The sequence below is a fragment of the Clostridium sp. OF09-36 genome, assembly GCF_003481985.1.
GTDB lineage: Bacteria > Bacillota > Clostridia > Lachnospirales > Lachnospiraceae > Brotaphodocola.
In genome coordinates this window covers 63,314-90,142 of the sequence record NZ_QUMD01000005.1, presented here as the reverse complement: position 1 = coordinate 90,142, position 26,829 = coordinate 63,314, and the positions used below count along the sequence as shown (strand labels likewise).

Genomic DNA, 26,829 nt, shown 5'->3' with positions numbered 1-26,829 from the left:
AATAGAAAGAAAGTGAGGGTTTTCTTATGAAACTTCTTTTAACCGCATTTGATCCCTTCGGCGGAGACAAGGTAAACCCGGCCCTGGAAGCCGTAAAGCTTGTATCCTCCCACGTTAACAACGTAGAGGTCGTAAAAGCAGAGGTTCCGACTGTATTCCGCAAATCCATCGCAACCGTTGCTGCTGCCATCGCAAAAGAAAAGCCAGATGCCGTACTCTGCATCGGCCAGGCAGGCGGCCGCTACGACATCACCCCGGAGCGCGTTGCCATCAATTTAGATGACGCACGCATTAAAGATAACGAAGGCAACCAGCCGATCGATCTGCCGATTTACGAGGACGGTGCCCCGGCATACTTCTCTGATCTGCCGATCAAGGCTATGGTACAGAACATCCGCGAGGCAGGACTTCCTGCCAGCGTTTCCAACACTGCCGGCACCTTTGTCTGCAACCACTTAATGTACGGTGTTCTCTACACCCTGGCAAAGGAATATCCGGGCGTACGCGGCGGCTTTATGCATGTTCCGTTTATCCCGGAGCAGGTCGTTGGCAGACCAGCACCGGCTCCGTCCATGAACCTGCAGGATATTGCCCGCGGCATCGAGGCAGCTATTTCCGCCATCGGAAAGTACGAAAACGATATCCAGACTGCCGAAGGACAGACACACTAAAGAATAATATTGATAACTTAACAGGCCCGTGAAAGTTGCCTTTGGCAACTTTCACGGGCCATTGTTTTACAATTAAATTGTTATTTTTTAGAAACAGAGTTTCTGTATAACCGGGCTTACGCGTTTCTTCATAACCGGAAGGATCTTTCCTACCAGGATCGCACTTAAAACAGTGCCCTCACGGATACCGAACAGTCCATGCATAAACAGGAAGGATAAGACCACGCCGATCGCTACGGAGGAGCAGTCTACGATGATCTTGATCTTGTGGAACTCAATGTTCGGGAAACAATCGCTGATTGCGAGAGTCATACCCTCCATTGGCATGTTTACCAGTTTTACATCCATGTAGATTGCAACACCCAAAGCTACTAAAACGATGCTGATTGCCATCATAAGAAGCTGGCCAAAATAAGTCGGAATCACAAAACCGTGCATCACGCCTTTTGCAAAGTCTGCAAAGTAACCAAAAATCGTGGAAAAGATCAGCTGGGTTAAGTTGAACCACTGATACTCTTTGCGTTTGATGATGATCTGTACCACCATGTAAACCACAAAAACACCAATGATGCATCGGCCAAGATCTACTTTCAGGATCAGTGAAATAACATACGGTAAAGAATTGACCGGAGATACACCCAGGTTGGAATTTACCGAAAAGGCTACGCCGAACGCCAGGAACAAAAGTCCGACACAGTACAGCAGGATTCTCATTAACATTTTCATAGTTTTCTTTTCTCCCTTTTTTGTATTATTTTTATTATAACGTACTGGGAAAATTATGTAAATATAGATATGTCATTCTAGATATGGGGATTTTTAACAATTTTTTTTATGCTCTTTTGTTGCACTTTTCCATTTTCGTTTTTTGTGCTACACTGGAGCTAGTGAGTAAGGGAGGGATTTCTATGAGGACTTTAAAATATGCGATTCTGGGACTGATCAACCGTCATCCCATGACCGGATACGATATTACACGCGAATTTAACAGCAATGACCTGGCAAATTTCTGGTATGCCAAGCACAGCCAGGTTTACCCGGAGCTTGGCCGCCTGATGGAAGAAAAGCTTGTCACCTGCGAAATCGTGATCCAGGGAGAAAAGCTTGAAAAGAAGCTGTATTCCATCACGTCAGAGGGGAAACAACAGCTTCAGGAATGGCTCATGAAAGATGAGGCATTAGAACCGACCCCCAAGGATGTGTTCCGTCTTCGTATGTACTTTTCCGATTTTATGACCCCGGAACAGCTGAAAACGCAGATTTCCCGCCAGCTTCAGAAGCATCTCCTGAAAAAGAAATATCTGTCCGATATCATGCAGGGAAACCATCATAATACTGCTCCTGTTCCCGGCACCCCGCAATTTGGGGACTTCATGGTGCTTGAAGGAGCTATCATGCGGGAGGAATCCTACATTGCATGGCTTGAAAACTGTATTGCACGCTGTCCGCAGGAGGAAGCATAGCATTCATAAAATGCATCTCACAGAATGTATTTCACAAGACACATTTCACAAGATGCAATTTCCGCTGAAACCAAAAAGTCTCTTATGTGCAGATGGGTGATTCCATCGCTTCACACATAAGAGACTTTTCCTTTTATTCAGGCTCTCCGGGGCCGATCCATCGGTCCATCAGAATTTTCCACCGCCTCCACCATGCGTTTTTCCCGCGGATGAGGTATGTGTGCTGCTGCCCCCGCCTCCGGAACTCTTCGCCTTTGGCTTTTCCGTTCTCGTCACCTGGCGGTACAGGAAAAAGTCACTGCGTTTCGTGACCTTCATGCTGCCCGGGCGGACATAATTCCGCGCTTCCTGCTGCATTCCGACACTCTTCAATTCACTCTTATTGGCTCCGACCACCAAAAGTGCACCGCCAAGACCAATTACAAAGGAAATTCCCAGCCAGATTGCTGACAACGGCTTTCTCGGCATCCGGTCCACATCGTAGGCCTTTCCGTCCCTGGCCTGACTGATGAAGTCATCGCATAGCTCAATATAGTTTTCAAAAGCCTCCAGATATTCTCCGTCTGCCAGCTGCGGTTTGATCTGTTCTCCGATATATCCGATGCCGGCATCCGTGAACGCGGTAATACCATATCCACTGGTGGACAAATACCAGTCCCGGTCCTCCAGGCTGACTAAAAGCATGGCTCCGTCGCGGTCATCGCCATAACCAAAGTCACAGGTATCATACAGGAAGTCTGCATAAACCTCCGGAGACTGTCCGTTCAGGCTGTTTACCAGCACTGCCGTCACATCAAAGTTCTGGTCGTGGCTGATCTCGTCGAGCTCCTCATTGAGCTGCTGTGCATCCTCCGCATCCATCAGACCGTCCGGATTCTGGAAACGGCTATATTCTTCAGAAAACCCTTCCGTATCTGCAAATGCCGGAGCACAGCCAAAAAGGGAAAGGAGACCTGCCGTAAGCATAACGGCTGCATATGTTTTTCTCTTTTTCATCTTCCATTCCCTCCCGTTAAATCCCAAACATCCACAAGATCAGACGCAGGACATAGACTACAACCGTAATGAGCACCGTAAGCTTTATGGTCATTTTGCGTACCGCATTCTTATCAGCCGGGAGATCTCCCACAAATTTTCCGGTCTGGCCGTTCATGGCAAACAGGTAATGCTTTCCTTCCCATGTGGTATTTAAGATCCACACCGGAAGCAGTGCATACTGGGCGCTGCCGTCATGCAGCTGCACACTGCTGTTTTCCGCTACAACGGTACTGTAGCCGCTCACAGTCTCTTCAAATGCCCGCTCCACCGACTTTTTCACACGCTCATTTGCGCGTGGAGCACTTTTTTCCGAATCCACATCGTAACGGTCAGCCAGATATCCCGCCAGGTATGCCGTCTGGAATGGAACAGCCTCTTTTAAATCGTATGGCTCAATGGATTCCATCAGATCATCCGGGATCTTGGAATCTCCATCGACCGGCACTTGATCAAATCCGATCGTTCCGCCCCGGTTAATGAGGAAATGACTGGTTTCGGTATAGTCGTATCTGCTGTCACTCCAGAAGCGGGTTCTGGTTCCGCGGTAGCGGATATCTGCGTCCGCCTCAGTATCAAACAGCCAGAACGGAACGTAGATCCCGCGGATCTCATCGATATGGTTCTGGTCCTTAAAGATCTTCGGCAGGAGCTTCTTTCCCTCCAGATGCTTCATAAGTCCGGCCTTGGCCGTCTTCTTGTCCAGCTTAAACGGGATCAGGATATCCGGGCGCAGGTCACCGGAAAGCTTTCCGGTCATGACGACCGGATTTCCGCAGAATGGGCAGGTGGATGCTGCCGTATTTTCATCTGCCACAATCTCGCCTCCGCAGGATTCACAGTGATAAGTGTTCAGTCCCTGCTCCTCGCCTTCTTCCCAGGTACTACCCTCTGCCTTTTCCCACTTCATGTCATCGGTCTTTTCTTCTTTCAGGGTCGTGTCGTACTGCTGCAGTGCTTCAATCTCAAATTCTGTGTCGCAGTACGGACATTTCAGCTTTTGTGCCTTGCTGTCAAAACGGATTCCGCCTCCGCAGCAGGGACACTTGTATTCCTGTAATTCTCCCATGTACTTCTCCGATCTTTTTTGTGTTTTTTCTAAACTTCACCTACCGTACGATATCACCATCATCAAATGGATCGCCACATTCCGGACAGAATTTCGGCGGATGTTCCGGGTCTTCCGGTTCCCAGCCGCACTTGTCGCATTTGTAAAGCAATGCGCCTGCCGGTTTCTTTGCACCGCAATTGCTGCAGAATTTTCCCTTGTTCACCGTTCCGCAGGAGCAGGTCCAGCCGTCTGCATCTGCAGGCTTCGGGGAACCACACTCCGGACAGAACTTGCCCGTTGCCATAGTGCCGCATTTTGCGCAGGTCCAGCCTCCGGCCGGCTGCATTTTCGGTTCCGGCTTCTTTGTCCCGCACTCCGGGCAGAATTTGCCGCTTACGGTAGCACCGCAGGAGCAGGTCCAGGTATCTGCCGCGCCCGCCTGGCCAGACTGTCCGGCTGCTGGCTGCTGTCCTGGAGCGAACTGACCCTGAACCGGCTGGCCGCTGCCAGACTGCTGGTACTGAGGCTGCTGTCCCATGGTAAACAGATTTTGCGCATTCATGCCGCCTGCGCCATTCATCGCCATACCCATGCCCATAAATCCAGTCATGGCACCGCCGCTGTTGGCTGCTGCCGCCTTCATGGCATCGATCTGACCGCCGACCAGACGTGCTGCCGCCGTGTTCGGGTTGGTCGTCATGGCATTCTCCTCCCACTCGGTCAGCTTCTTTCTCTGGTCATCCGGAATACTTAAGGAATTGATGTTGACAGAATAAACCTCTATACCACGTTTCTGCCGCCAGCTGCTGGAAAGCACCTCATTTAACGCATCTGAAATTTCCATGGTATGTGCCGGAATCTCGTAATACTGGATTCTCTGTGCAGAAAGCTTTGCCAGAGCAGGCTGCAGGGCATTCATCATCTCACTCTTTAAGCGGGCCGCAATCTCGTCACTGTCATAGGTGTCTGTTACATTTCCACACACATTCGTGTAAAACAGGACCGGATCACAGATTTTATAAGTAAATAAGCCGTTACAACGGATATCAACGGACAGCTTATAGCCCATCTCTTCACTCACGATCACACGGAACGGGATCGGAGTTGCTGTTCCAAACAGAATTTCTCCAAGCTCCTTGGTGTTAATGTAATACACCCGCTGGTCCTTTGCCGTATCACCTCCGTATGTAAAACGCTTGCCAATCAGCTTAAATGTTTCCTTGATACTGTCTCCCAAGTTTCCGGTAAAAATGCTCGGCTCGGTAGAGCTGTCATAGGTAAATTCGCCCGGCTCCGCACAAACCTCTACAACCTTTCCCTGCTCCACGATCAGCATGCACTGGCCGTCTGCCACCGCAATGCCGCTGCCGTTGGAAATGACATTATCATTTCCCTTTGTATTGGAAGAACGGGAAGACGTGCGTTTCTGCCCCCGTTTCACCAGAATGTCTTTCTCCAGGGCATCACAGTAGAAAAATTCCTTCCACTGGTCTGCCATGGTCCCCCTAAGTGCCTCCGATGCTGCTCTGATCAGTCCCATACGCGTATCTCCTTCCGTAATCTGTTTTCTTCATTCTACCATAATTTTCTAAGGATAACAATTTAGCACAGTAATAATAGAAGGTCCTGAAACTTTCAAAAGTAAATTCCACCGCCCGATTGGGCGGTGGAATTTACTTCTGCATGAGTAGAGTTTAATCTTTCATATATTCGTGCTATGCTCATGGAGACCTTCTGACAGCAGTAGAAGGAGATCTCCATGAGCAAATATATTCCTGGTAACCAGAAACATCTTTCCCTTGAAGACCGTAAATACATTGAGCGTTCCCTGAACAATGGCTGCTCCTTTAAAGATATCGCCCGATTCTTATGCAAGGATCCTACTACCATTTCGAAGGAAGTGAAGCTCCACCGTGTAACCGATTGGTATCATAAAGGATCCTTTCTTAACGCTCGCAACTTCTGCATTCACAGATACCACTGCAGAAAAACAAATGTATGCAGAAAAATCATACTCTGCAACATGAAGTGTACTTCCTGTCCAACCTGTAACCAAACCTGCCCCGATTTCGTTAAAGAACAGTGTAACCGTCTTGATAAGGCTCCTTACGTCTGCAATGGATGTCCAAAAGCCATCAATCATTGTTCTATTGCTCACAAGTACCGTTACGATGCTGTCTTTGCAGACCGCAAATACAAGGAACGTCTGTCTTCGTCCAGGTCTGGTATAAACATGACAAAGCATGAACTGCGTCAAAAGGACATGGTCATTACACCTCTTATTTATCAGGGACAATCGCCCTATCAGATCATTACAAACCATCCTGAGTTGGATATGTCAGTAAGAACACTTTACTCCTACCTCAATGATGGTGTCCTTACGGCAAGAAATGTTGATTTGAAGCGCAAGGTAAAGTTCAAACCTCGCAAAGTTCATAAAACTCAGATCAAAGATCGTACGGTTTTTCAAGGCCGTATGTTTTCAGATTTTCAAAAGCTGGAACTTGATCATTTCACCGAAATGGATACCGTCCATTCTTCGCAGGAATCCAAACGTGTCATTCTCACCTTCTTTTTGACTCGTGAGAAGTTATTCCTGGCTTTCATTATGAACCGCTGTACTAAGGGCGCTGTGCGGCTTATTTTTGACAAGTTGGAACATCAACTGGGAACCTCACTTTATTCAACACGATTCTAACAGACCGCGGATCAGAGTTCGGAGATCCTGATTCTTTAGAAACCGGAACTGATGGCATGATCCGTTCCAGTATCTATTTCTGCGATCCCATGAGAAGCGGACAAAAAGGTGGTATTGAGCAGGCACACACTATGCTCCGCATGGTTCTCCCCAAGAAAACCATCTTTGAATTTCTCACTCAATGGGATCTGAGAAGCATTGTGGATCATATCAACTCCACTCCCAGAGAAATCCTGGGTGGCCACACTCCTTATGATGTTGCACTCGAAAACTACGGCATTGACATTTTAAAAGCACTTCAGCTTAGGCCGATTCCACCCGACGAGGTCAATCTGACACCCAAGCTGATTCGCTTTAACCGTTAACTTACCATAAAAATCTGCTGTCAGACTGGAACTTAGCAATTCACATTTTTTAGATGTGACCTGTGGAATTTAGCCTTGCACACCAAATGTCCAGAGGTCTCTTTTCTATGTCATAAACTCAGATATTTTATAGGAAGTTAGCTTAATTATAACAGTTATCCATAGATTTTGCTCATTATAATTCGATAAAATCAAAGGATTTTAATGTCTGGTGGAATTTACCCGCGCACTGGAATTTAAAATTTCAAGTCAGCCAAATTATTTTTCTATTTTTCATTTTCCATTTTTATGTTAAAATTTACATATCAATCATGACATACTGTGATATACAGTACGGCTGTCTTCCCAGGAGCTGCCGCTTTTGATATAGGAGGAACGTTCTTATGAGAACTTTAAAATATGCGATTCTGGGACTGATCAATCGGGAGCCCATGACCGGCTACGATATTACCCGCGAATTTAACAGCAATAACCTTGCAAATTTCTGGTACGCCAAGCACAGCCAGGTCTATCCGGAACTGAGCCGTCTCATGGAAGAAAAACTGGTCACCTGCGAAGTGATCATCCAGGGAGAAAAGCTGGAGAAAAAACTCTACTCCATCACCGATGCCGGAAAACAGCAGCTTCAGGAATGGCTCATGAAAGACGAAGCGCTGGAAGCCACCCCGAAGGATGTCTTCCGCCTGCGCATGTACTTTTCTGATTTTATGACCCCGGAGCAGTTAAAAACCCATCTTACCAACCAGCTTCAAAAGCATATCTTAAAAGAACAGTATCTGTCCGATATGATGCAGGAACATCACAATAACATTGCTCCAGCCATCGGCACCCGCGAATTCGGCGACTTCATGGTACTGGAAGGCGCTATCATGCGCGAAAAATCCTATATTGACTGGCTCCGGGACTGTCTCAGCCACTGCTCTGCTTCCTCTGCAGACTGATACCCATAGCAGCGCGCCATGTAGTCCATCTGTAAGACCTCCGGATGTTTTTCCTGCTGTTCTAATGTTTCATAGCAGGCTTTTAAACATGCGAGGGTCTTTTCGGAATAGGTCGATAACTCTCCCATTGCATACGTCTCCACCGATGCCTCCCCCGGGTAAGCATCTTTCTTCCGGACTGCCGCCCCTGACTGCCAAACAATGGATGACTTTCATGGAAACGCTCCATCCATCTGGTCTGAAGTTCGGTCAGTTCCGACACCAGTTTCTGTTTTTCGGCAGAAAGCACCGGAAGCTCTTTTTCAATCTTCTGGTATTCTTCCGGGCAGGTATCCTGCATCATATAAGCGTATTTTTCTGTGAGAAGATTTCTGCCCTGTTTTTCTGCCTGCTGCAGATCATTCCGGTAAGATTCTAGGCTTACCCGGTCCCATACCACAAACTGGCTTCGCCGCATAATATCGAGGTTCCCAGTCATCCTGGCAGCCGGCTCTTCCGCCTGCATTAGAAACCCGGTCAAACATCGCCCATTCCGTCTGGACGATTTCCTTGATCAAGGCTTCGTTATCAAGATTTGCATCTTTCCGTTCCGGATTCCATTCTTTGTTTCCCCGATTCGATTCTTCCTGTGCCATGCTTTTTCCATCTTGCTCCATCTCTATATCGCCTCCTTCTTTTTATTTCATCGCCGCATCCGGCCTGTCATTCTCATTCCAGTGCTTTGGTTGTCCGGTTCTTTCCAAATCTATCGCTCGTCCAGATGACAAGTTGTATACACCCTACCCGTATAGCCACGGCAATACCGCAATCTGCGGGTCCTGAATCTGTTTCATGAGTTCATCAAGACTATTCTGCAAAAAAGGATCTGTCGTCCCGATCAGCCCCTGTCGCTGCCACTCGGCAGAAATCAGGCCGCAGATCGTTTCAATAAGTTCCTGTTTCTGCTCCCAAAAGAGCGACTCTGGGCATGGATCCATTAACTGCGCAAACAGCTTCTGTGTCGTTCCCAGAATCGGAAGCTCTCCAAGCCCCCTGTGCATCCATTTATAAAACGGCGCATACCGGTGGTTCAGCAGGTAGATCATGACCATCCCATGGCGCACAAACTCCGCGAGCGCCAGCCCGGCTTCCACATATTCCCCGCGCCGCACGCTGCGCGGTAGGTTGTACTGTCCGGACTGGGACATATTGGCTGCCCGCGCCACCATTTTTTTGATGCGCACATCTTCCGGGTGACCTGCTTTTAAGCGGCTGCGGACTTCCAGAAAGGAACCGCTCCCCTCTTTAAAAATGCAGCCATTCGCTGCCACCGCCAGGTAGCTGTCCGGCAGATTCAGCCACTCCATCTGTGTCTGCGGTCCCACTGTACTGCCAAGGAAATGACGGTAAAACTCCCCACTCTCCCACACACCAACCCGGTGGCCGCTCATACGGCCGTCACGGCGGACCGGCATCCCATAAAATGAGGCAGGGAGTGCCTCATATTCTGCTATGAGGCGCTCCCCGATCTCTTCCATGATTTCGGTCCAGCCATAAGCAGAAGGCTGGACCGAAATCATGGTCTCTTGAAATTTCATCGTCAAATCCAAAACACTCGGAACCTTCCCCACACAGACCAATTGTGATGCGCGACATATATGCCCCGAAACGCTCCTCTAGCATAGGGCGTCCGTACTGCATAAAGTAGTCTCTTGCAAGTTTCATTCCTTTCATAGGTTTCTCCGTTTCTTTTTAAATGTGGAAGAATCCAAATAATCCAAGGAAGTCGGCGATGTCACAAAGATGGAAACCTTTGACGAGATCAAAGAAGCTGTCTTCGATGAGATCCACCACCTCATGCGCATGGCAAACGAGCGCATCAACGTAGAGATGATCGCAGAGCGTGATCTGTTCCCGGACGTATTCCGCTCCAGCCTGATGAAAGACGGCGTAAAAGTCGGAAAAGATATGTTCAACCGCCGCTTCCAGTTTGAGAACGGTGCCGTGCTGGGTGCAGTCGGCGCAGTCAATGCCGGAAATGGTCTTTACGCGATCAAGAAACTCATCTTTGATGAGAAGAAATATACCATGGCACAGTTAATGGCAGCCCTGGATGCTGACTGGGAAGGCTACGACGAGATGCGTGCTGATTTTGCTTCCCAGCCAAAATACGGCAACAACATTCCGGAAGTCGATGCATTTGTAGCTGACATGTACAAGCTGCATGCTGACACCTGCTTAATACTTTGCTGAACAAGTTAAACAAGATCAATGAGATCACGGAAATTCCTCTGGAAGACGGATACACCCGCCATCGTATGATCATGTCCTGTCTGATCATGCAGTATTATGAGGATTATCTGGGGCTGACCATCCGGTTGTAGAAAAGTAAGAAATACCCTGATGCCTCATTTTTTATGAAAGAAAACGAAAAAGTCTCTTATGCCGGTGTATCATTCCCACCGGAACATAAGAGACTTTTTTGTATAGAAATTTTGCATATAATTTTACGCGATATTCTGACCGCCCTCTGCACAGATTTCCTTTGCGCTGCGCGCATCGTGGGAAAGCCCGTCTGCATATTTCCGGATGATCTCAGCTGCATTACGGATCAGTTCCGGATTTTCATTCTCCTCGATCGGCAGATTGCCATTTGCCTGCTCAAGCAGTTTCTGAAGCGCATTGGCAACCCACAATAACTTCGGAAGGCAAACCGGATGCTGCGCCTCATGGCACACCTGCATGCTGCTTTCCTGTTCTTCTTTGTTGCCGATCATAACCGTATGATATTTCCCATCTTCGCTCAACCAGATTTCATCTGTGCTTTGGGTTTTTAAAAGAGTGCCCAGGCAGATTTCCTGCTCATCCTGACCTGTCAGAAATTTTTCCTCGGATTCCAAAATCAATTCTGCCAATTTCTTTATGCCTTTGTACATCTGTCTTACCTCTTGTCTAACCTAAGATTGTATACTGCGTCCAAAAACGCACGTTTATTTTATCTATTATAAGGAAATGAAAGAATTTGGCAAGTAAGATTTCTGTTCTTTTTTTAAGACATAACTTTTTTTCTGCTCATATTACTTTTTTTATTTTATCATTTCGCGGCATTGCGCCGGTGTCATAAGGCTTTCCTATTTTCGCCTGCTGAAATGGCGAAAATAGGATAACTATCGGCCAAATCAGTAATGGTTGCAGTTTTTTTATATGTAATGGAGCCAGTATAGCAGGAAGCCCCCGCCCCGCCATGCATAAGCGCATTCTTTTAGCTAATTTTGCCCGTTTTGTGAGCATAGTGACCGTTTCGGAGCTCTGTCTGAGCGAACGCAGTGAGCGAGTTAGCGGAGGAACGGTCAATAGGCGGCGGAGCAAAACGGGCGAAAATTCGCGTGAATGCGGTTACGCATGGCGGGGCGGGGGCTTTCGGACTTATTGATATTTACTGTGCGATATTGTTTACTTCTCAGCGAGCATCATCATAATCTCATTGGTGCGTGCCACAAATCCAGTCATACGCTCCGGACTTAAGCTGCCGTGTGCCAGCAGGGCCAGGTCATAGAGCTGCTCACAGATCTTGTTGGTGTTCTCGCCGTCTCCGTGGTTCAGGACATACTGTACCAGCTTGTTGTTTGCGTTTAAGACGAGGGTCTCGCCTGCTCCGCCGAACATAGACGGATCCATACCATACATGTTGTACATCTTCATCATATCCTGCATACGGCGGGTTTCCTCTGATACGGTCAGCATGGAGGAGATGTTCTCATCCTTCAGCTTCTCAACCTTGATTTCCAGCTTATCGTTGCCGAGTGCTTTCTTGAAGGTCTCGGTCAGGGTTTCGGAAGTTTTCTTGAATTCTTCGTCATCTTCCTTAACTTCTTCCTTGAAGGTGCTGTTTAAGTCTGCATCGATACGCAGGAACTTTAAGCCCTCGTTCTTCTGCTCTAAGTGGCCGATGAACGGGCTGTCGATGCTGTGCGGCAGGATGACAGCGTCCAGGCCTTCCTTCTTGAACATGTTGATGTACTGGCTCTGCTCCTTCTCGTCGGTTACATAGAAGACAGTGTTCTCATGTTTCTCTTTGTTCTCCTCCAGGCAGTCCTTTAAGGTTAAGTATTTGCCGTCCAGGTTCTTAAAGAGGATGTAGTCGTTCATCTTCTCTGCGAATTTCTCATCCTTGATGCAGCCGAATTTGATGAACGGAGCGATATCGTCCCAGTATTTCTCGTAGTTTTCACGGTCAGTCTTGCACATACCGCTTAACTTATCGGCTACCTTCTTGGTGATGTAGTCGGAAATCTTCTTCACAAAGCCGTCGTTCTGCAGGGCGCTTCTGGAAACATTTAACGGCAGATCCGGGCAGTCGATGGCGCCCTTTAACAGCATTAAGAATTCCGGAATAACTTCCTTGATGTTATCGGCAATGAAGACCTGGTTGTTGTACAGCTTAATGGTTCCCTCGATGGAATCGTACTCGGTGTTGATCTTCGGGAAGTACAGGATACCCTTTAAGTTGAACGGATAGTCCATATTTAAGTGAATCCAGAACAGCGGCTCCTTGTAGTCGTGGAAGACCTTGCGGTAGAAGTCGCGGTACTCCTCATCGGTGCACTCATTCGGATGCTTGCTCCAAAGCGGGGTGGTGTCATTTAATGCAACCGGGCGTTTGAGGATTTTGTATTTCTCTTTTGCAGGCTCGGTCTCAACGGTCTCTTTCTCGCCGTTCTCATTTTCTTTTTCTTCGGTCTTGGCTGGCTCTACGATGGTCTCAATGATGGTGTCCTTGTCGGTCAGCTCGTCCTTCTCGATGGTCTCGTACTGCGGCTCTGCCTTCTCGTTGTTTAAGAAGATCGGCACCGGCATGAAGGAACAGTATTTCTCCAGGACCTCTCTTGCGCGGTACTCGTTGGAGAACTCGTAGCTGTCCTCGTTTAAGTACAGGGTAATGGTAGTTCCCTGCTCTGCTTTCTCACCATCCTTCATCTCGAGGTCAGACCACCCTCAGACTCCCAGTGCACCGGCTTGCTGCCCTCTTTGTAGGAAAGGGTATCGATGGTTACCTTATCTGCTACCATGAATGCGGAGTAGAAGCCTAAACCGAAGTGACCGATGATCTGGTCCTCATTGGCTTTGTCTTTGTATTTCTCCAGGAAATCCTGAGCGCCGGAAAATGCGATCTGGTTGATATACTCTTCTACCTCAGCCTCAGTCATACCAAGACCGTTATCGGTAATGGCAATGGTCTTGTCATCCGGGTTTACAGTAACCTGTACCTTGTACTCCATATCCTCCGGCCTGGTGTACTCGCCCATCAGCTCCAGCTTCTTTAACTTGGTGATGGCATCGCAGCCGTTGGAAACCAGCTCACGATAGAAAATGTCGTGGTCGGAATACAGCCACTTTTTGATGATTGGGAATATATTTTCACTGTTTATGGATAAATTACCTGTTCTGCTCATAATCAGATGCTCCTTTTCTGTTACATAATTTCTATAACAGTATTCTAATACCGTAAATGCAAAAAGTCAACAAAAATATTAGCACTCATTCAAAATGAGTGCTAATATTTTTAATTTCTATAAAATTTGTTTAATCTTTCTTCTTGATCATGGCAAGTACAGACTGCAGCACGATGAAGAAGCACAGGAGTGCTGCGATCGTGATACGGGTCCACCAGGAGGATAAGGTTCCCTGGAAAGTAATGAATGCCTCGATCGTTGCCTTGATCAGAACACCGAACAGGGTTCCGATTACGTTGCCGACACCACCGGTTAAGAGGGTGCCGCCGATAACGGAAGATGCGATCGCATCCATCTCAAAGCCTTTTGCCTGCTCCACGAAGCCGCCCAGAGTATTTAAGCAGAACAGGATACCGCCGACTCCGCAGAGGAATCCGTCCAGCACATACGCTTTTAATTTCACGCGGCGTACATTTAAGCCCATCATCAGGGCGGACTGCTCATTGCCGCCGACTGCGTAGATGCTGCGGCCAAATTTGGTATAACGCAGCATGATAAACGCAAGGATCAGAATGATCAGCGCGATCACAACGGTCGGGTAAATGTACGGATAGATCATGACGCCCTTCCGGTTTACGTAGCCGCCAAACGGAAGGTAGATCTTGGCTTTTGCCCATGCCATGAAGGTTTCATTGGTAATACTGATCATGTCCTTGGAGATGATCGCGGTCATACCTCTGGCAAAGAACATTCCGGCCAGGGTCACAATGAATGGCTGGATGTCCATGTAAGCTACTAAAAATCCCTGCACCAGTCCAAATACGATACCGGTTACCAGCACGATGATGACGGCCGGGACTGCACCGATCTGTGCGCGCTCCATCATCCAGGCCAGCATCATGCAGGCCATCGCTACAAACGAGCCGACGCTGATATCAATGCCACCGGTGATCATGACGGTGGTCATGCCGACACCAATGACGATCAGTCCGGCATTGGAGATAAACAGGTTTAAGAAGTTCTGGGTCTTTGCAAAGCCCTGCTCTTTAAAAACAATACATCCGATGGCATACATAACAAAGAACAATACGATCGTGATCAGCAAAAGGAAGCTGGTCTGGTTCAGCTTTTTTTTCTGTTTCATTATGCAGCCTCCTTTCCTGCGTTCATCTGCGCGTCTTTTTTCTGTGCGAGGGACTTACGCCATTTCGCAAAGCCCGGTGACTGAAGGGCCACGATGATGACTACCACGATTGCCTTGTAGACCGGAACCTGGTCCGATGAAACGTGCATGGCGTAAAGGGTGGTCGTCAGCGCCTGGATCGTATAAGCACCAATGATCGAGCCTGCCAGTGAGAATTTACCACCGCCTAAGGAGTTTCCGCCGATCGCTACGGCCAGGATCGCATCCAGCTCCATGTTCAGGCCGATGTTGTTGGCATCTGCAGAGTAGATACGGCTGGAAGCGATCATGCCGGCCAGACCGGAGCAGATTCCACAGAATGCATATGTAAGGAAAACGATCATCGTCGATTTGATTCCGACGAGCCTGGATGCCTTCGCGTTGATTCCGACGGACTGGATATACAGGCCGAGTGCCGTCTTCTTCAAAATCAAAGAAGTTAAAATCACCATAAGCATGGCCACGATAAACGGGGTCGGTACCGGAACATGCGGAAGGAAGCTTCCTAATACCTTGTAGCTTTCTACGCGGACGTAGGTGATCTGTCCGTCGGTGATCAGCTGTGCGATTCCGCGTCCTGCCGTAAACATGATCAGGGTTGCTACCATCGGCTGTATCTTTAATTTTGCGACCAGGACACCGTTAAAGCATCCGATCAATGCGCCGATCACAAGGGCTGCGAGGAAACCAAGGATCAGCGGGCATGCATATTCGGTTGCCGCACGCTCACCGCCGGTCAGAAGGTTACAGCATACTGCTGCACTCACTGCCATGATCGCACCTACGGAAATATCGGTACCTGCGGAAGCCGATACAACCAGTGTCATACCGATTGCCAGGATCACAAGCTCCGAAGCACGGTTGATGATATCAATGATGTAGCCGTAAAGAACGCCGTCACGGACTGAGACTGCAAAGAAGTCCGGCGTTGTCATGACGTTGACTAAAAGAACGAGCGCCAGGCAAAAGATCGGCAAAAACAATCTCTGCGATGTCAGTTTTTTGATATTGAATTCTTTCATAATTACTGCCCCCCTGCGATCGTTGTCATAATGGAAGCCTGGTTCATCTCTGCGCCGCTCAGCTCTCCGACCTTCGCACCGTCACGCAGGACGATCATGCGGTCGCAGGTACGCAGCATTTCTTCTACCTCGGAAGAGATGAACACAACTGCCATTCCTTTTTCTGCCAGTTCTACGACCAGCTTCTGGATCTCGGTCTTGGTTCCGACATCGATGCCTCGTGTCGGCTCGTCCAGAACCAGGAAATCCGGGTTGGTCAGCAGCCATCTGCCGATGATCACCTTCTGCTGGTTTCCACCGGATAAGGATTTGATCGGTGTTTCCCGGCTGGCTGTCTTGATCTGAAGCATGTCGATGTATTTGTCGGTGTATTCCTCCTGCTGCTTTCTGCTCAGCAGATGGAAGATTCCCTGCTTCGCCTGAAGTGCGATGATCAGATTCTCCCTTACCGACAGATCTGCAATGATACCTTCGTTTTTCCGGTCCTCCGGAAGGTATGCCATGCCGCGGTTCATGGAATCCAGCGGATGTCTGGAGATCAGTTTCTCTCCCTTTACTTCCAGTTCGCCGGTATCCGGTTTTTCTGCACCGTAGATCACACGGACGGTCTCGGAACGTCCGGAACCAAGAAGTCCGGTCAGACCGATGACTTCGCCCTTGCGGATGACCAGATCAAACGGCTTAATGTAGCCCTTCTTTCCGACACCTGCTGCTTTGATGACAACATCGGCACCATCGAAGTTCCGTTCTTCTTCCCCGCTGTGCTTGATCGCAGCCAGGTCATCGAAGTCCTTGCCCATCATCTTTGCTACCAGCTGGAAACGCGGCAGCTCTGCGGTTGTAAACTGTCCGACCAGCTGTCCGTTCCGAAGTACCGTGATCTTGTCACAGACCGCATAAACCTGCTCCAGGAAATGTGTTACGAAAATGATCCCGACGCCTTCACTCTTTAATCTTCTCATCAGGACAAACAGCTTTTCTACCTCGTTGTCATCCAGGGAAGAGGTCGGCTCATCCAGGATCAGAACCTTTGCAGACATGTCCACCGCACGTGCGATCGCGATCATCTGCTGAATCGCGATGGAATAATGATCAATCGTCTGTGTCACATCTGCGTTTATATCCAGGCTTTTTAACAGCTCACTTGCTCTCTTATTCATAGTCTTCCAGTCGATCAGACCGCCTTTTCTCGGTTCTCTGCCGATAAAAAGATTCTCTGCGACGGAAAGGTTCGGACAGAGGTTTACCTCCTGATATACCGTGCTGATTCCTCTCTGCTGTGCCTCCTGAGGGCTCCGGTTCACAACAGGCTGATCGAATCCGTCGATCATGATCTGTCCTGTTTCAAATTCCTCCACGCCTGTCAATACCTTGATCAGGGTAGATTTTCCCGCACCATTTTCCCCCATAAGTGCATGGATCTCACCCTTTTTCAGTGTAAAATCCACATTCTGCAGAGCTTTTACGCCCGGGAATGTTTTATAAATCCCTCTCATTTCAAGAACTGATCCTTGTTCCATAAAAGCTTTGCCTCCTATCATCTTATCTCACATGCTTCGTAACTGTTCAGTACCTTCACAGTCACGTTTCAAAAATCCATAAAGCCAAAAGTGCGGGGCCGGAAGCCTAGGCCTCCGGCTCCGCACTCTGTATTCTTCCTGACGGAACTCACGTTTTTATGCCATTCCGTTCAATTCCGGATGGGTGATTCTAAATTAATATGCTCTGTCTTTCAGAATGTTTTCCAGATCCATGGAGGTATCGAAGTATGCCTCGTCTACGTACTGGATCTTGTCTACGCTCTCGCCTTTTTCCAGTTTCTGGATGATCTCAGCTACACGCGGTCCATGAAGCGGGTTGCACTCGAAGGTTGCATTTAAGTCGCCCTTGATCATGGATTCAAATGCTGCCTTTACAGAGTCAAAGCTTACTACGATGATGTCGCCGTCCGGGCCACAGGTCTTGCCTGCTGCATGGATCGCATCGATCGCACCAAATGCCTCGTTATCGTTCTCACAGATAACAACGTCGATATCCGGGTAGCTCTTTAAGAAGGACTCCATAACTTCCTGGCCTTTTGCCTGGGTGAACTCACCAGACTGTCTGTCTAACATCTTCCAGTTGGAGTGCTCTTTTAACTTGTTATCCATACCTTCTGTACGGCCAACCTGTGCGGAAGCACCGATGGTACCCTGAATGGTTACCATATTGATCTCTTCATCGCCGCGTCCCTGGTCTTCCAGATATTTTGCAAGCCAGTCACCACAGGTCTCGCCTTCTTTTACGAAGTTACCGCCTACCCATGCCTCATACAGGGAGTCATCGGAAAGCTGCATCTGGCGGTCAGAAAGGATAACCGGGATTCCTGCTTCTTTTGCTTCTTCCAGAACAGTTTCCCAACCAGTCTCAACAACCGGTGCTACTACGATGTAGTCAACTTCCTGCTGGATGAAGGAACGGATTGCCTTGATCTGGTTCTCCTGTTTCTGCTGTGCATCGTCGAAGATCAGCTTATAGCCGTTCTCTTCGGTAAAGGTAGATTTGAAGGACTCGGTGTTTGCAGTTCTCCAGTCAGACTCTGCACCAACCTGTGCATAACCAACGGTGATCAAATCTCCGCTTGCTGCTGCCTCTTCCTTAGATTCTTCTGCTTTCGCCTCAGTCTCTGCTGGTGCCTCGGTCTTAGCCTCTTCCTTCGGAGCTGCGGTTGTCTCAGCAGGCTTGCTGCCGCCGCAAGCGGTCAGGGAACCTACCATAGCTGCTGTGAGTGCGATTGCTGTGAGTTGCTTTTTCATAAATACCTTCCTCCTTTTTGAATATGTTCCGTATTCATTTTGTAATTTCATTATAAAAAAAAGCCCTGTTTTTTGAAACAGAGCTTTTTTGAAAAAAATGGGATTATTTTACTGTTTTTTCGAATTCTTTTGAAATTTTTTCCCGTTTTCGGGAAATCGGTGTGTTTTCTTTAAGAAGAAGTGTGTTTTCTTTTGATTTTATCTGTTTTTATATGTTTTTAAGTGATGAAGCTTCCAGTCCGGGCATTCTCTTTCACTCCGTTCTTGCACCGGGGCATCCGTGCCCGATATAAATCTTCACACAGGTACCCACATACTCTTCCGACTCGATCGTGATCGCCGCATCGCCGCCATAATACATGCGGATCCGCTGCGCCACATTTGACATGCCAAACCCGCCTTTTTCACTGACCTCCTGCGCTGCATCACTGCCGCTTACCTTTTCCCGCAGACGCTTTAATGTGCCGGTATCCATTCCACGCCCGTTGTCTTCCACTTCAAACACCAGACCACTTTTATCCTCATAGCCGCGTATGGTGATCCTGCCGCCGCCCCGCTTGTTTTTAATGCCATGATAAAGTGCATTTTCCACGACCGGCTGCAGGATCATCTTCAGGATCTGTTTCTGTCCGATCCGCTCATCAATGATGATCCGGTAATCCAGAATATCTTCGTAACGGATCTTCTGGATCTTTAAATAGCTTTCGATATGCCGCTTTTCCTCATTGATCGTGATAAAATCGCGTCCCTCGGATAAGACAGTACGGAAAAAATCGCTTAGATCGGCTGTCATTTCCACGACCTTCTGGTTATCGCCGTCCTCCGCCATCCAGACGATCGAGTCCAGAGTATTATACAGAAAATGCGGGTTGATCTGCGCCTGCAACAGCTTCATTTCCGCAATATGCAGATTTTTCTGTTCCTTGCGGATCCGCCCGATCAGTCCGGCGATCTCCCCGCTCATCTGGTTAAACGTGCGGGCCAGGACATTGATCTCCTCCAGACTGCCAAGCTCGGCCCGGGCATCCCAGTCTCCGCCTCCAAGACGCTCTGCCGTCATCTTCAGGCTGTTGATCGGTCTCGTCACCGAATTCGTAAGCAAAGTAGAAAAGAAGATTCCCGTTACCAGGATCACCCCCAGAAGTCCCAGAAATCCATAGACGATCTGGTTGGTCTGCTGCTCCAGATCCTGCTGCAGTTCTTCCATATTATGGGTCTCATAGTAAATGTACTTATTGATGTAATCCTGAATCATCGAGCACAGGCCCTGGACATCATTTTCCCAGATTGCCTGGTTTTCATCGTATCTTCCGGCCTTATGGGAATTTTCGATCATCTTCTGCACCGCTTTTTCCAGGGAATCCAGGCATGACAGGATTCCTTTGATGTTAATGTCCCCGTCTGTCCCCGGTTTTCTTGTGATTCTGTACTCCATATCGTACCGGGCATCCTCGATCATATGAAACGGGTTCTTTACCACTGTGGCATACTGCGTCTGGCCTTCGATGATATCCCCCGCATCAAACTTTCTCGTGTTGATGAGACCGATCATAACCCGGTACATGGAATATTCCATATCGGATTTAAAATTCATGTTGTAGGTGTTGATGACCTTTAAGTTATTCATGATCTTATTGTAGGAGCTGGAGTAATTATGGATCATGCCTGCGATCGCCAGCACCATCATGGTAAGCGGAATGACCGTCAGGATGATCAGAAGACGCATCCGGTCCTTTAAGGATACCCTTCTGGCTATCCGCGCCCACAGAGTCATACCGTCCTTCTTTCCGGTTCCTGGCCGCCGTTTTTATAATCCTTCGGCGATACCCCGGTCACCTTTTTAAAGGTCGCGCTGAAATAGTGCGGGTCATTGTAGCCCACACGCTCCCCGATCTCCGCACTTCGCAGTGTCGTGCACCGCAAAAGCTCACAGGCCTTATCGATCCGGAGCTTTGTCAGATACTCCACAAAGCTCTGCCCGGTCTCCTGCTTAAAGATCGAAGAAAAATAACTGCTGCTGACCCCGACCTCTGCAGAGACGGTGTTGAGCGAGATCTCGTTGCTCTCAAAGTGCTCCTTCAGGTACTGCTTTGCCATGTCAATTAAGGAACCATAGCGGTTTGAGGATACCTTATCCCGCTCAGACAGGGCTGCCGCAAACAGCTTTTCTAAATAATGCATCGTCTCTTCCACGCTTCCGGCGATCTTCGGGATATACTTAATGTCCCCAAACTCCGGCGCAAGCTCATCCATGCTGACATGAAGTCCCTTTAAAAATTCCTGGACACAATAAAAAATATCGATCGTCATATACTGGCGGAGCAATAACGATTTATAATTATTTTCTCCCACAGCGGCAAAATATTCGTCCACAAAAAGGCCCTCTTCTCCTGCGGAGCCAAGCTTTAAGAAATCCTCGATCAGTTTCCGGTTCACTCCGGTATAATCGGTCTTATCGAGAAACTCATTGTATTGTTCATAGCTCACAAAATAGCGCTCTAACAGCCTGGATTTCTCTTTTTCTTCCCGGATCTCCTCCCTCACCTTCCGGAGCACCGCCGTCAGGCTGGCTGCCGTGACCGGTTTTAAGAGATACTCGCTGATTCCGATCGTGATGGCCTCTTTTGCATAATCAAATTCATTGTACCCGCTTAAAATAATGATCTTCGTGTCGGGAAGTGCCTTTTTTACCAGACGGCTGAGCTCCAGTCCATCCATAAACGGCATCTTGATATCCGTAATCAGGATATCCGGCTCCGTCTTTAAGATCTGCGGATACGCATATTCCCCGTCACCGGCTTCCCCGACAAACGTAAACCCGTTTTTCTCCCACTCTACATTCTTTTTGATGCCGCGCCGTATGATCGCTTCATCTTCCACAAGAAATACCTTTACCATACCCGTTTTCCCCCTCTTCGGTCACATTCCCCGTAACAGCCTGTTCATGCTCTGCACAAACATCAGCCTGTTGTTATTTGCACTGCATGAGCCGTCCCACTACTCGGCAGATACATACGGGATCTGCAGCTTTTTGAAATATCTGCGCACCGTATCGTCCCACTCATGCTCGATCTGCTTGTCCAGCGTAAAAACCTTCAGCGATGTCCCGGTCACGCAGGAGGCTGCATGGTTTTCGTAGCGGATATTCAGGTACAAAGCCGCTAACTGCTCCACCGGAAAGTCTGGCTTCACACGCCTTAAAAACTTCTCATTTTCCTCTGGGGAAAGCTGCAGCGTGATCTGAAAGCTTTCTGGAAGCCGCTTTCCCTTGATCAGGGAATAGCAGATTGGCCGGAGCATCTTCCAGGAAGAAAACTCTTCCACACGGTTTGCCTCCAGTTCTTCCTCTGAGTAATAGCCCTGCCGGATATGTCCGTCTATGGTAAAGCTGTTAAACGTAACAATGCTTGCCTCACGCACCAGCCAGCCGTCGAATGTTTCCCCCACAAACAGCTGTGCCGTGAAGCTTTTCAAATCTTCTATTTTTAATGCGATCATCCGCAAAATCCCCCTTGCTTTGCTGCCCTTGTCTTGCTGGCCTATTTGTCTGCTGTACCGTGTTCCTGCATGGTCTGAATGGTCCTGTGCAGACTCATACATGTTTCCTGTTCGTAACTGTTCTGTTTACTCTCCCATCGATTCCTGATAGCGCTCGAAGAAGTCAGAAGTGGTACAGTCCGCACCATCATTTAACGAAACCTTATTCCAGATGCTTCCCTGGATCTCCACAGGATGCTCTGCCGCGAAGGAATCATAAATGCGGTGGAAAGCCTGGTTTTTCCGTTCCAGCGCCAGCTTGTTTTTCCGTTCCAATGTAGCGTCCTCGTCAAAGTCATTGACGCATTTGACCAGATACCACTTTCCCTGATATGCAAATGGCTCTGTGATCTGTCCGCTTTCCAGCGCAAAGACCGGATTCTCATAGGCAGCCTCCCGTTCCCCGCGGCCCACCAAAGCCTCAATGTCCGTGTTTTCAGACTCTTTTCTTGCTGTAGCTGCGAAATCTGCCCCACTGTTGGTCAACTGATCATACAGTTCCTGCGCTTTGCTTTCTTCGCTGACTGCGATCTCCTGCACCTGGATAACACGTGCCTCACTGTCACTGACCTCCAGACTGACGTCCTTCGTCAACTCATCCACAATCCGGTTTGCGCGGTGGTATGCCTCATACATCGTATAGACATCATCCCTTGTTGCCTTCGTGTAGGCCTTATCGGCATCGGTAAGCGAGTCATAGTAATCGTCAGACAACTGCTTTAACTGCTCCCGCTCCTGGCTGTTTAATGTCAGTCCCTGCTCATCTGCCAAAAGATTCATGGTTTTCACTTCTCCTAAAAAGCTGCGGATCTGGTCCAGCAGATACGTCTGGAACGGCGTCTGATCGTCACTGACCTCCACACTCCAGATCTGGTCCGTGTAAACCTTGCGGTAACGGTTACGCTCCGTCGCAATGACCAGCATGGTCTGGGCATCGCTGTAGCCGTCCGTTTCCGTGCTTTCCGAAACCATGGGAAGGTTCACGCTGCAGGCCGTAAGAAGAAAAATCTGAATCACTGCCAGAATCGCTGCCAGCCATTTTCTCATTATACACCTGCCTGCGGCACAACTATTTTTTCTATCTTTTTCGTTTGTTCTGTTTTGCATGCTTTGCTGTTCCTGATCTGTCATAATCTTTCAATTCCAATTTTGTTTCTATTTCTACTCGCTTTGCTGTTCCCCGGATGCTGCTTCACTCTCAGAAAGTCTTCCGGCCCGTGCCTCGGCAAATTTCTCCTGCATGGTCGGATTCTTCCAGGTCAGCTTCTTGATGGTCAGATCGTCCAGCTTGTTATTTGCCAGACGCAGGTTGTTTTCCGAAGCCAGAAGATTATCCTTCACCTTCTGCAAATGATCGATAGTTTTATCGATCTCGTCGATGGCCTTCTGGAAGCGGTCGCTGGCCAGCGTGTAGTTGCGGCCGAACTTATCTTTAAAATCCAGAAGCTTTTCCTCAAAACGGGTGATGTCCAGATTCTGGTTGCGCACTGCCTCCAGCTCCCGCTTGTACTGCAGCGAGTTCATGGCCGCGTTGCGCAGGATCGTGATGATCTGGATAAAAAACTGCGGGCGGATCACATACATCTTCGGGTATTTGTGGGACATATCCACGATCCCGGTATTATAAAAATCGTTGTCCGCCTCCAGCAAAGTGACCAGGACCGCATACTCGCAGCCCTTTTCCTTCCGGTCCTTGTCCAGTTCCTTTAAAAAATCTGCATTTTTATGCTTAGTCGCAGTCGTCTCGTTCTCATTCTTCATCTCAAACATGATGGAGATATATTCCAGCCCGTTTTCATCGTAATCACGGAAGATGTAATCGCCCTTGCTTCCGCTCTTGGAGACTTCATTGTCCTTCTCAAAATAAGCGTTCTGAAAGCCGATCGCACGCACCTGGTTAAAGGAAACCTCACAGTGCTGCTCCAAAGTCTCGCCCACCATTTTCGTAGACTGCTTCGCCTTCAAATCGCGGTAGTATTCGATCATCTCTTCCTTGTCTTTCAGCTGGATCTCATACCGCTCCTTTACCGCCTGCTCCTGAAGCTTCCGCTCCGTCTCGTAGCGTTCCTTCATGGACTGCTCCTGCTGCTTTAGCTGCTCCTCGTAACGCTCCTTCAGCTCTGCCATGGAGTCCTGCTGTTGTTTGAGCTGCATGTCATAGCTCTCCCGCAGCGTTTTCTCCTGTTTCGCAGCCTGCGTTCCGGCCAGCTCCGCCTGTCTTTTCGCAAGCTCTGCCTGTGCCTTCAGCTCTGTAAGCTCCTTCTGCTGACTCTGCAGCTGTTCCTGCAGCCGTTCCTTTACTGCTGCCTCAGCCTTCGTGACTGCCAGCTCCTGTTCTTTCCCAGCCTGCTCACTTCGCGCCTTCAGCTTCAGTATCTCTGCTTCTCTCGCTGCCAGCTGCTTCTCATAATTTTCTGCCGTCTGCGCCTTTGCCAGCTCCAGCGCCGTTTTCTTTTCCGACTCAAACGAAGCCTGCTGGCGGCTCAGTTCTTCCTTAAATTCCTTATCCCGTACCTGCTTTGCGATCGCCGCATAACCCTTTTCATCGATTTCAAAGGGCTCCCCGCAGTTAGGGCATACCAGTTTCTTTTCCATATCTATCGAAATCCTTTTCTCTGCGCCGTGGACTTTCTGCATTCCAAACCGGCAAATTCTGCTGTCACAACTGAGACTTCCTATCTGTCAGAATTTTTCCTAAAACAAAAGCTGCAAAGTTTTCAGCACGCCGTCCCGCACATTGGTATCGGCTTCAAACCGGGCAGCTGCCTTTACCTCCGGTCTTGCATTTCCGATTGCAAAGCTGTAATAAGCACAGCCCAGCATCTCGATATCGTTTAACTGGTCACCAAACGCAATGGTCTCCTCCGGCAAAATGCCCAGACTCTCCTGCAAAAGCTTTACTGCCTCGCCCTTATTCACGCCGGTTGCCATACAGTCCAGCCACATATCACCGGAAATGGTCATCTTCAGGCGGTCTCCATATTTTTCGCGCAGCTCTTTTGTGTGACCCTCAATATCGGTCTTGCGGTATGCAGACACCTTGATAAACTGGTCATCCACTGCCAGTACATCTTCCACACTCTTTGCCTGGAATTTGTAGCCGTTCAAGATCCAGTCCTCAAACTCCGGATCCGGATTTTCCATATAAGCCACATCCGGTCCGCCTACCATAACGGTAAGACCGGCTTTCCGGATATCCTTCACCAGTTCTTCCACCAGGGAACGCTCAATCGGATGCACAAATAACTGCCGTCCATGACACCCCACATAAGCACCGTTGTCAGACAGATAAAAAATCTTTTCCTTAATTGGGTCAAACACCTGCTCAATGCTCGCCCATTGCCGCCCGCTGGCGGCCGCAAACTGCATTCCCTTCTCCCGCAGCTTCAAGATCACCTCAAACAGCTCCGGATTCAGTTCATGTCCTCCGTCCTCTAACAACGTTCCATCTATATCTGATACCACCAGTCTGATCATGGAAGTCCAGTCCTCCTTCTACGTTTAATCCTGTCTACGGAAAATCTTATCACACTTTCCAGATCCGATAAAGTCTTATTTAACAATTTCAGTATATGACAAGGGCCGTGTGAGTTGCCGAAAGGCAACTCACACGGCCCTATTAAGTTATCAATATTGTTATACTTTACAGCATATGTGCACGCAGCTCTTCTGCGCTCTTCGGGGAAAGGTATGCCGGTGCAATATCAAATACAGTCTTGCATCCGCTCATGCCCTCTTTGTTCATGCGGCTGACTGCTCTTGCGTAAGCCACGATAACAGAACCGGTAAACTCCGGATTGGAATCCAGCTTTAAGCTGTACTCGATCACATGCTTGTGCTCTTTCTCCATGCCGGTTACGCCGGTGCGGATCACCATGCCGCCGTGCGGAAGTCCGCTGTGGTCACGCTTCATCTCTTCCTCGGTGATGAAGTGTACGGTGGTGTCATAATCAGAGAAGTAGTTCGGCATGGTCTTGATCTCGTTCTCGATCTTTGCAAGATCTGCGCCTTCCTCTGCAACTACGAAGCACTCTCTGGTATGTTTTTCTCTGGTGGTCAGCTCTGGATTGGAACCGCTTCTGACTGCCTCGACTGCCTTCTCGACCGGGATCGTGTACTGTCTGCAGTCCTTTACGCCCTCGATGCGGCGTACTGCATCAGAATGTCCCTGCTTACGCCCTTGCCCCAGAAGGTGTAATCCTTGCCCTCCGGCAGAACACAGTTTGCGTACAGGCGGTTTAAGGAGAACATACCCGGATCCCAGCCGCAGGAAATAAGGCTGACTTTGCCGGCTTTCTTTGCTGCTGCATCGACTGCTGCGAAATGCTCCGGGATTCTTGCGTGGGTATCGAAGCTGTCTACTACATTGTACATGGAAGCGTACTGCGGAGTCTGGACCGGAAGATCGGTTGCGCTGCCGCCGCAGAGGATCAGGACATCCAGCTCATCCTGCATATGGGAAAGCTCGTCTGCGTGAAGAACCTTCACACCTGCAGTGCGGACCTTCACGCTCTCCGGGCTTCTGCGGGTGAAGACTGCTGCCAGCTCCATGTCAGCGTTCTGGGCAATTGCGCTCTCAACGCCCTTTCCTAAATTACCGTAACCTAAAATACCAACTCTGATGCTCATAACTTTG

General features: G+C 48.7%; 24 protein-coding genes and 3 pseudogenes. 7 read left to right on the top strand and 20 right to left on the bottom strand.

All coding sequences use genetic code 11. The features are described from left to right. The first annotated feature begins 26 nt into the window (after positions 1-26). Positions 27-671: a pyroglutamyl-peptidase I gene (gene pcp / locus DXA97_RS05990; RefSeq protein WP_118718913.1), complete on the top strand. Its 645-nt coding sequence runs from the start codon at positions 27-29 to the stop codon at positions 669-671. Positions 672-758: 87 nt separating this feature from the next. On the opposite strand, the gene DXA97_RS05985 is transcribed toward pcp, so the two are convergent. Next, positions 759-1,397, bottom strand: a complete 639-nt coding sequence (locus DXA97_RS05985) for a DUF6198 family protein (protein ID WP_118718912.1) — start codon at positions 1,395-1,397, stop codon at positions 759-761. Positions 1,398-1,579: 182 nt separating this feature from the next. Between DXA97_RS05985 and DXA97_RS05980 the strand changes: the two genes are divergently transcribed. Further along, the gene (locus DXA97_RS05980; protein WP_118718911.1) at positions 1,580-2,134 is read left to right on the top strand and encodes a PadR family transcriptional regulator; all 555 of its coding nucleotides are present in this window, start codon (positions 1,580-1,582) and stop codon (positions 2,132-2,134) included. A 168-nt stretch (positions 2,135-2,302) separates the two neighbouring features. Here DXA97_RS05980 and DXA97_RS05975 read toward each other — a convergent pair whose 3' ends face one another. Genes DXA97_RS05975 through DXA97_RS05965 form a run of 3 tightly spaced genes read right to left on the bottom strand, consistent with a single transcriptional unit; the run spans position 2,303 to position 5,760 of the window. Further along, entirely contained in the window at positions 2,303-3,130 is an 828-nt protein-coding gene (locus DXA97_RS05975; RefSeq protein WP_118718910.1) for a TPM domain-containing protein, read from the bottom strand. A gap of 16 nt (positions 3,131-3,146) precedes the next feature. After that, entirely contained in the window at positions 3,147-4,238 is a 1,092-nt protein-coding gene (locus DXA97_RS05970; protein ID WP_118718909.1) for a hypothetical protein, read from the bottom strand. 40 nt (positions 4,239-4,278) lie between these two features. Continuing rightward, the gene (locus DXA97_RS05965) at positions 4,279-5,760 is read right to left on the bottom strand and encodes an SPFH domain-containing protein (RefSeq protein ID WP_118718908.1); all 1,482 of its coding nucleotides are present in this window, start codon (positions 5,758-5,760) and stop codon (positions 4,279-4,281) included. Positions 5,761-5,979: 219 nt separating this feature from the next. On the opposite strand from DXA97_RS05965, the gene DXA97_RS05960 reads away from it, so the two are divergent. The 3 genes from DXA97_RS05960 to DXA97_RS05955 all read left to right on the top strand — a co-directional run bounded on the left by DXA97_RS05960 (position 5,980) and on the right by DXA97_RS05955 (position 8,224). After that, entirely contained in the window at positions 5,980-6,918 is a 939-nt protein-coding gene (locus DXA97_RS05960) for a helix-turn-helix domain-containing protein (protein WP_243107573.1), read from the top strand. A gap of 56 nt (positions 6,919-6,974) precedes the next feature. Then, positions 6,975-7,283, top strand: a complete 309-nt coding sequence (locus DXA97_RS20760; protein ID WP_243107572.1) for a hypothetical protein — start codon at positions 6,975-6,977, stop codon at positions 7,281-7,283. Positions 7,284-7,666: 383 nt separating this feature from the next. Further along, positions 7,667-8,224, top strand: coding sequence for a PadR family transcriptional regulator (locus DXA97_RS05955; protein ID WP_118718907.1), 558 nt, complete (start codon positions 7,667-7,669; stop codon positions 8,222-8,224). An 82-nt stretch (positions 8,225-8,306) separates the two neighbouring features. Here DXA97_RS05955 and DXA97_RS05945 read toward each other — a convergent pair whose 3' ends face one another. From DXA97_RS05945 to DXA97_RS05935, 3 genes are all read right to left on the bottom strand, one after another. Further along, on the bottom strand, positions 8,307-8,681 hold the full coding sequence (locus DXA97_RS05945) for a DUF4125 family protein (protein ID WP_182436814.1): 375 nt from the start codon (positions 8,679-8,681) through the stop codon (positions 8,307-8,309). Then, positions 8,623-8,880 (bottom strand): DUF4125 family protein, encoded by a 258-nt coding sequence (locus DXA97_RS05940; RefSeq protein WP_118718904.1) that lies wholly within the window; start codon positions 8,878-8,880, stop codon positions 8,623-8,625. Before DXA97_RS05940 ends, DXA97_RS05945 begins: the two co-directional genes overlap by 59 nt. 123 nt (positions 8,881-9,003) lie before the next feature. Then, positions 9,004-9,801 (bottom strand): DUF4037 domain-containing protein, encoded by a 798-nt coding sequence (locus DXA97_RS05935; RefSeq protein WP_118718903.1) that lies wholly within the window; start codon positions 9,799-9,801, stop codon positions 9,004-9,006. A 196-nt stretch (positions 9,802-9,997) separates the two neighbouring features. Between DXA97_RS05935 and DXA97_RS05930 the strand changes: the two are divergent. Then, a pseudogene (locus DXA97_RS05930) lies at positions 9,998-10,456 on the top strand (pyruvate formate lyase family protein); the annotation flags it as partial. After that, positions 10,450-10,587 (top strand): hypothetical protein, encoded by a 138-nt coding sequence (locus DXA97_RS20075; protein ID WP_182436813.1) that lies wholly within the window; start codon positions 10,450-10,452, stop codon positions 10,585-10,587. The pseudogene DXA97_RS05930 and the gene DXA97_RS20075, both read left to right, overlap by 7 nt. A gap of 123 nt (positions 10,588-10,710) precedes the next feature. Here DXA97_RS20075 and DXA97_RS05925 read toward each other — a convergent pair whose 3' ends face one another. From DXA97_RS05925 to DXA97_RS05865, 13 genes and pseudogenes are all read right to left on the bottom strand, one after another. Next, a complete protein-coding gene (locus DXA97_RS05925) occupies positions 10,711-11,139 on the bottom strand; it encodes a hypothetical protein (protein WP_118718901.1) in 429 nt (142 codons plus the stop codon). A gap of 517 nt (positions 11,140-11,656) precedes the next feature. After that, positions 11,657-13,656 (bottom strand): annotated as a pseudogene (htpG, locus tag DXA97_RS05920) (molecular chaperone HtpG). 130 nt (positions 13,657-13,786) lie between these two features. Then, positions 13,787-14,800 carry a sugar ABC transporter permease YjfF gene (locus DXA97_RS05915; protein WP_118541860.1) on the bottom strand — a complete coding sequence of 338 codons (1,014 nt, stop codon included), beginning with the start codon at positions 14,798-14,800 and terminating at the stop codon, positions 13,787-13,789. Continuing rightward, the gene (locus DXA97_RS05910) at positions 14,800-15,861 is read right to left on the bottom strand and encodes an ABC transporter permease (RefSeq protein WP_118718900.1); all 1,062 of its coding nucleotides are present in this window, start codon (positions 15,859-15,861) and stop codon (positions 14,800-14,802) included. Before DXA97_RS05910 ends, DXA97_RS05915 begins: the two co-directional genes overlap by 1 nt. Before the next feature lie 2 nt (positions 15,862-15,863). After that, positions 15,864-17,381, bottom strand: coding sequence for a sugar ABC transporter ATP-binding protein (locus DXA97_RS05905; RefSeq protein WP_118718899.1), 1,518 nt, complete (start codon positions 17,379-17,381; stop codon positions 15,864-15,866). 195 nt (positions 17,382-17,576) lie between these two features. Then, a complete protein-coding gene (locus DXA97_RS05900) occupies positions 17,577-18,656 on the bottom strand; it encodes an ABC transporter substrate-binding protein (RefSeq protein WP_118718898.1) in 1,080 nt (359 codons plus the stop codon). Positions 18,657-18,909: 253 nt separating this feature from the next. Further along, a complete protein-coding gene (locus tag DXA97_RS05895; protein WP_118718897.1) occupies positions 18,910-20,430 on the bottom strand; it encodes a sensor histidine kinase in 1,521 nt (506 codons plus the stop codon). Continuing rightward, positions 20,427-21,554 (bottom strand): response regulator, encoded by a 1,128-nt coding sequence (locus tag DXA97_RS05890; RefSeq protein ID WP_118718896.1) that lies wholly within the window; start codon positions 21,552-21,554, stop codon positions 20,427-20,429. The genes DXA97_RS05895 and DXA97_RS05890 overlap by 4 nt, the downstream gene beginning before the upstream one ends. A gap of 99 nt (positions 21,555-21,653) precedes the next feature. Beyond that, positions 21,654-22,154, bottom strand: a complete 501-nt coding sequence (locus DXA97_RS05885; RefSeq protein ID WP_118719033.1) for a DUF5721 family protein — start codon at positions 22,152-22,154, stop codon at positions 21,654-21,656. Positions 22,155-22,280: 126 nt separating this feature from the next. Next, complete coding sequence (locus DXA97_RS05880; RefSeq protein WP_182436812.1) at positions 22,281-23,240, bottom strand: peptidylprolyl isomerase; 960 nt, start codon at positions 23,238-23,240, stop codon at positions 22,281-22,283. A gap of 114 nt (positions 23,241-23,354) precedes the next feature. Continuing rightward, positions 23,355-24,788 (bottom strand): DUF2130 domain-containing protein, encoded by a 1,434-nt coding sequence (locus DXA97_RS05875; protein ID WP_118719031.1) that lies wholly within the window; start codon positions 24,786-24,788, stop codon positions 23,355-23,357. Positions 24,789-24,887: 99 nt separating this feature from the next. Beyond that, a complete protein-coding gene (locus DXA97_RS05870) occupies positions 24,888-25,670 on the bottom strand; it encodes an HAD family hydrolase (protein WP_118718894.1) in 783 nt (260 codons plus the stop codon). 166 nt (positions 25,671-25,836) lie between these two features. Continuing rightward, positions 25,837-26,822, bottom strand: a pseudogene (locus DXA97_RS05865) (diaminopimelate dehydrogenase). Between the last annotated feature and the right edge of the window lie 7 nt (positions 26,823-26,829).

What these genes read in the sequence shown, in the direction of transcription:
- DXA97_RS05875 (WP_118719031.1), bottom strand. Translation starts at nt 24,788, where the DNA reads ATGGAAAAGAAACTGGTATGCCCTAACTGCGGGGAGCCCTTTGAAATC.
- DXA97_RS05935 (WP_118718903.1), bottom strand. Translation starts at nt 9,801, where the DNA reads ATGAAATTTCAAGAGACCATGATTTCGGTCCAGCCTTCTGCTTATGGC.
- DXA97_RS05985 (WP_118718912.1), bottom strand. Translation starts at nt 1,397, where the DNA reads ATGAAAATGTTAATGAGAATCCTGCTGTACTGTGTCGGACTTTTGTTC.
- DXA97_RS05940 (WP_118718904.1), bottom strand. Translation starts at nt 8,880, where the DNA reads ATGGAGCAAGATGGAAAAAGCATGGCACAGGAAGAATCGAATCGGGGA.
- DXA97_RS05955 (WP_118718907.1), top strand. Translation starts at nt 7,667, where the DNA reads ATGAGAACTTTAAAATATGCGATTCTGGGACTGATCAATCGGGAGCCC.
- DXA97_RS05890 (WP_118718896.1), bottom strand. Translation starts at nt 21,554, where the DNA reads ATGGTAAAGGTATTTCTTGTGGAAGATGAAGCGATCATACGGCGCGGC.
- DXA97_RS05895 (WP_118718897.1), bottom strand. Translation starts at nt 20,430, where the DNA reads ATGACTCTGTGGGCGCGGATAGCCAGAAGGGTATCCTTAAAGGACCGG.
- DXA97_RS05945 (WP_182436814.1), bottom strand. Translation starts at nt 8,681, where the DNA reads ATGCGGCGAAGCCAGTTTGTGGTATGGGACCGGGTAAGCCTAGAATCT.
- DXA97_RS05905 (WP_118718899.1), bottom strand. Translation starts at nt 17,381, where the DNA reads ATGGAACAAGGATCAGTTCTTGAAATGAGAGGGATTTATAAAACATTC.
- DXA97_RS05925 (WP_118718901.1), bottom strand. Translation starts at nt 11,139, where the DNA reads ATGTACAAAGGCATAAAGAAATTGGCAGAATTGATTTTGGAATCCGAG.
- DXA97_RS05965 (WP_118718908.1), bottom strand. Translation starts at nt 5,760, where the DNA reads ATGGGACTGATCAGAGCAGCATCGGAGGCACTTAGGGGGACCATGGCA.
- DXA97_RS05970 (WP_118718909.1), bottom strand. Translation starts at nt 4,238, where the DNA reads ATGGGAGAATTACAGGAATACAAGTGTCCCTGCTGCGGAGGCGGAATC.
- DXA97_RS20760 (WP_243107572.1), top strand. Translation starts at nt 6,975, where the DNA reads ATGATCCGTTCCAGTATCTATTTCTGCGATCCCATGAGAAGCGGACAA.
- DXA97_RS05910 (WP_118718900.1), bottom strand. Translation starts at nt 15,861, where the DNA reads ATGAAAGAATTCAATATCAAAAAACTGACATCGCAGAGATTGTTTTTG.
- DXA97_RS05980 (WP_118718911.1), top strand. Translation starts at nt 1,580, where the DNA reads ATGAGGACTTTAAAATATGCGATTCTGGGACTGATCAACCGTCATCCC.
- DXA97_RS05885 (WP_118719033.1), bottom strand. Translation starts at nt 22,154, where the DNA reads ATGATCGCATTAAAAATAGAAGATTTGAAAAGCTTCACGGCACAGCTG.
- DXA97_RS05900 (WP_118718898.1), bottom strand. Translation starts at nt 18,656, where the DNA reads ATGAAAAAGCAACTCACAGCAATCGCACTCACAGCAGCTATGGTAGGT.
- DXA97_RS05975 (WP_118718910.1), bottom strand. Translation starts at nt 3,130, where the DNA reads ATGAAAAAGAGAAAAACATATGCAGCCGTTATGCTTACGGCAGGTCTC.
- DXA97_RS05870 (WP_118718894.1), bottom strand. Translation starts at nt 25,670, where the DNA reads ATGATCAGACTGGTGGTATCAGATATAGATGGAACGTTGTTAGAGGAC.
- DXA97_RS05915 (WP_118541860.1), bottom strand. Translation starts at nt 14,800, where the DNA reads ATGAAACAGAAAAAAAAGCTGAACCAGACCAGCTTCCTTTTGCTGATC.
- DXA97_RS05960 (WP_243107573.1), top strand. Translation starts at nt 5,980, where the DNA reads ATGAGCAAATATATTCCTGGTAACCAGAAACATCTTTCCCTTGAAGAC.
- DXA97_RS05880 (WP_182436812.1), bottom strand. Translation starts at nt 23,240, where the DNA reads ATGAGAAAATGGCTGGCAGCGATTCTGGCAGTGATTCAGATTTTTCTT.
- pcp (WP_118718913.1), top strand. Translation starts at nt 27, where the DNA reads ATGAAACTTCTTTTAACCGCATTTGATCCCTTCGGCGGAGACAAGGTA.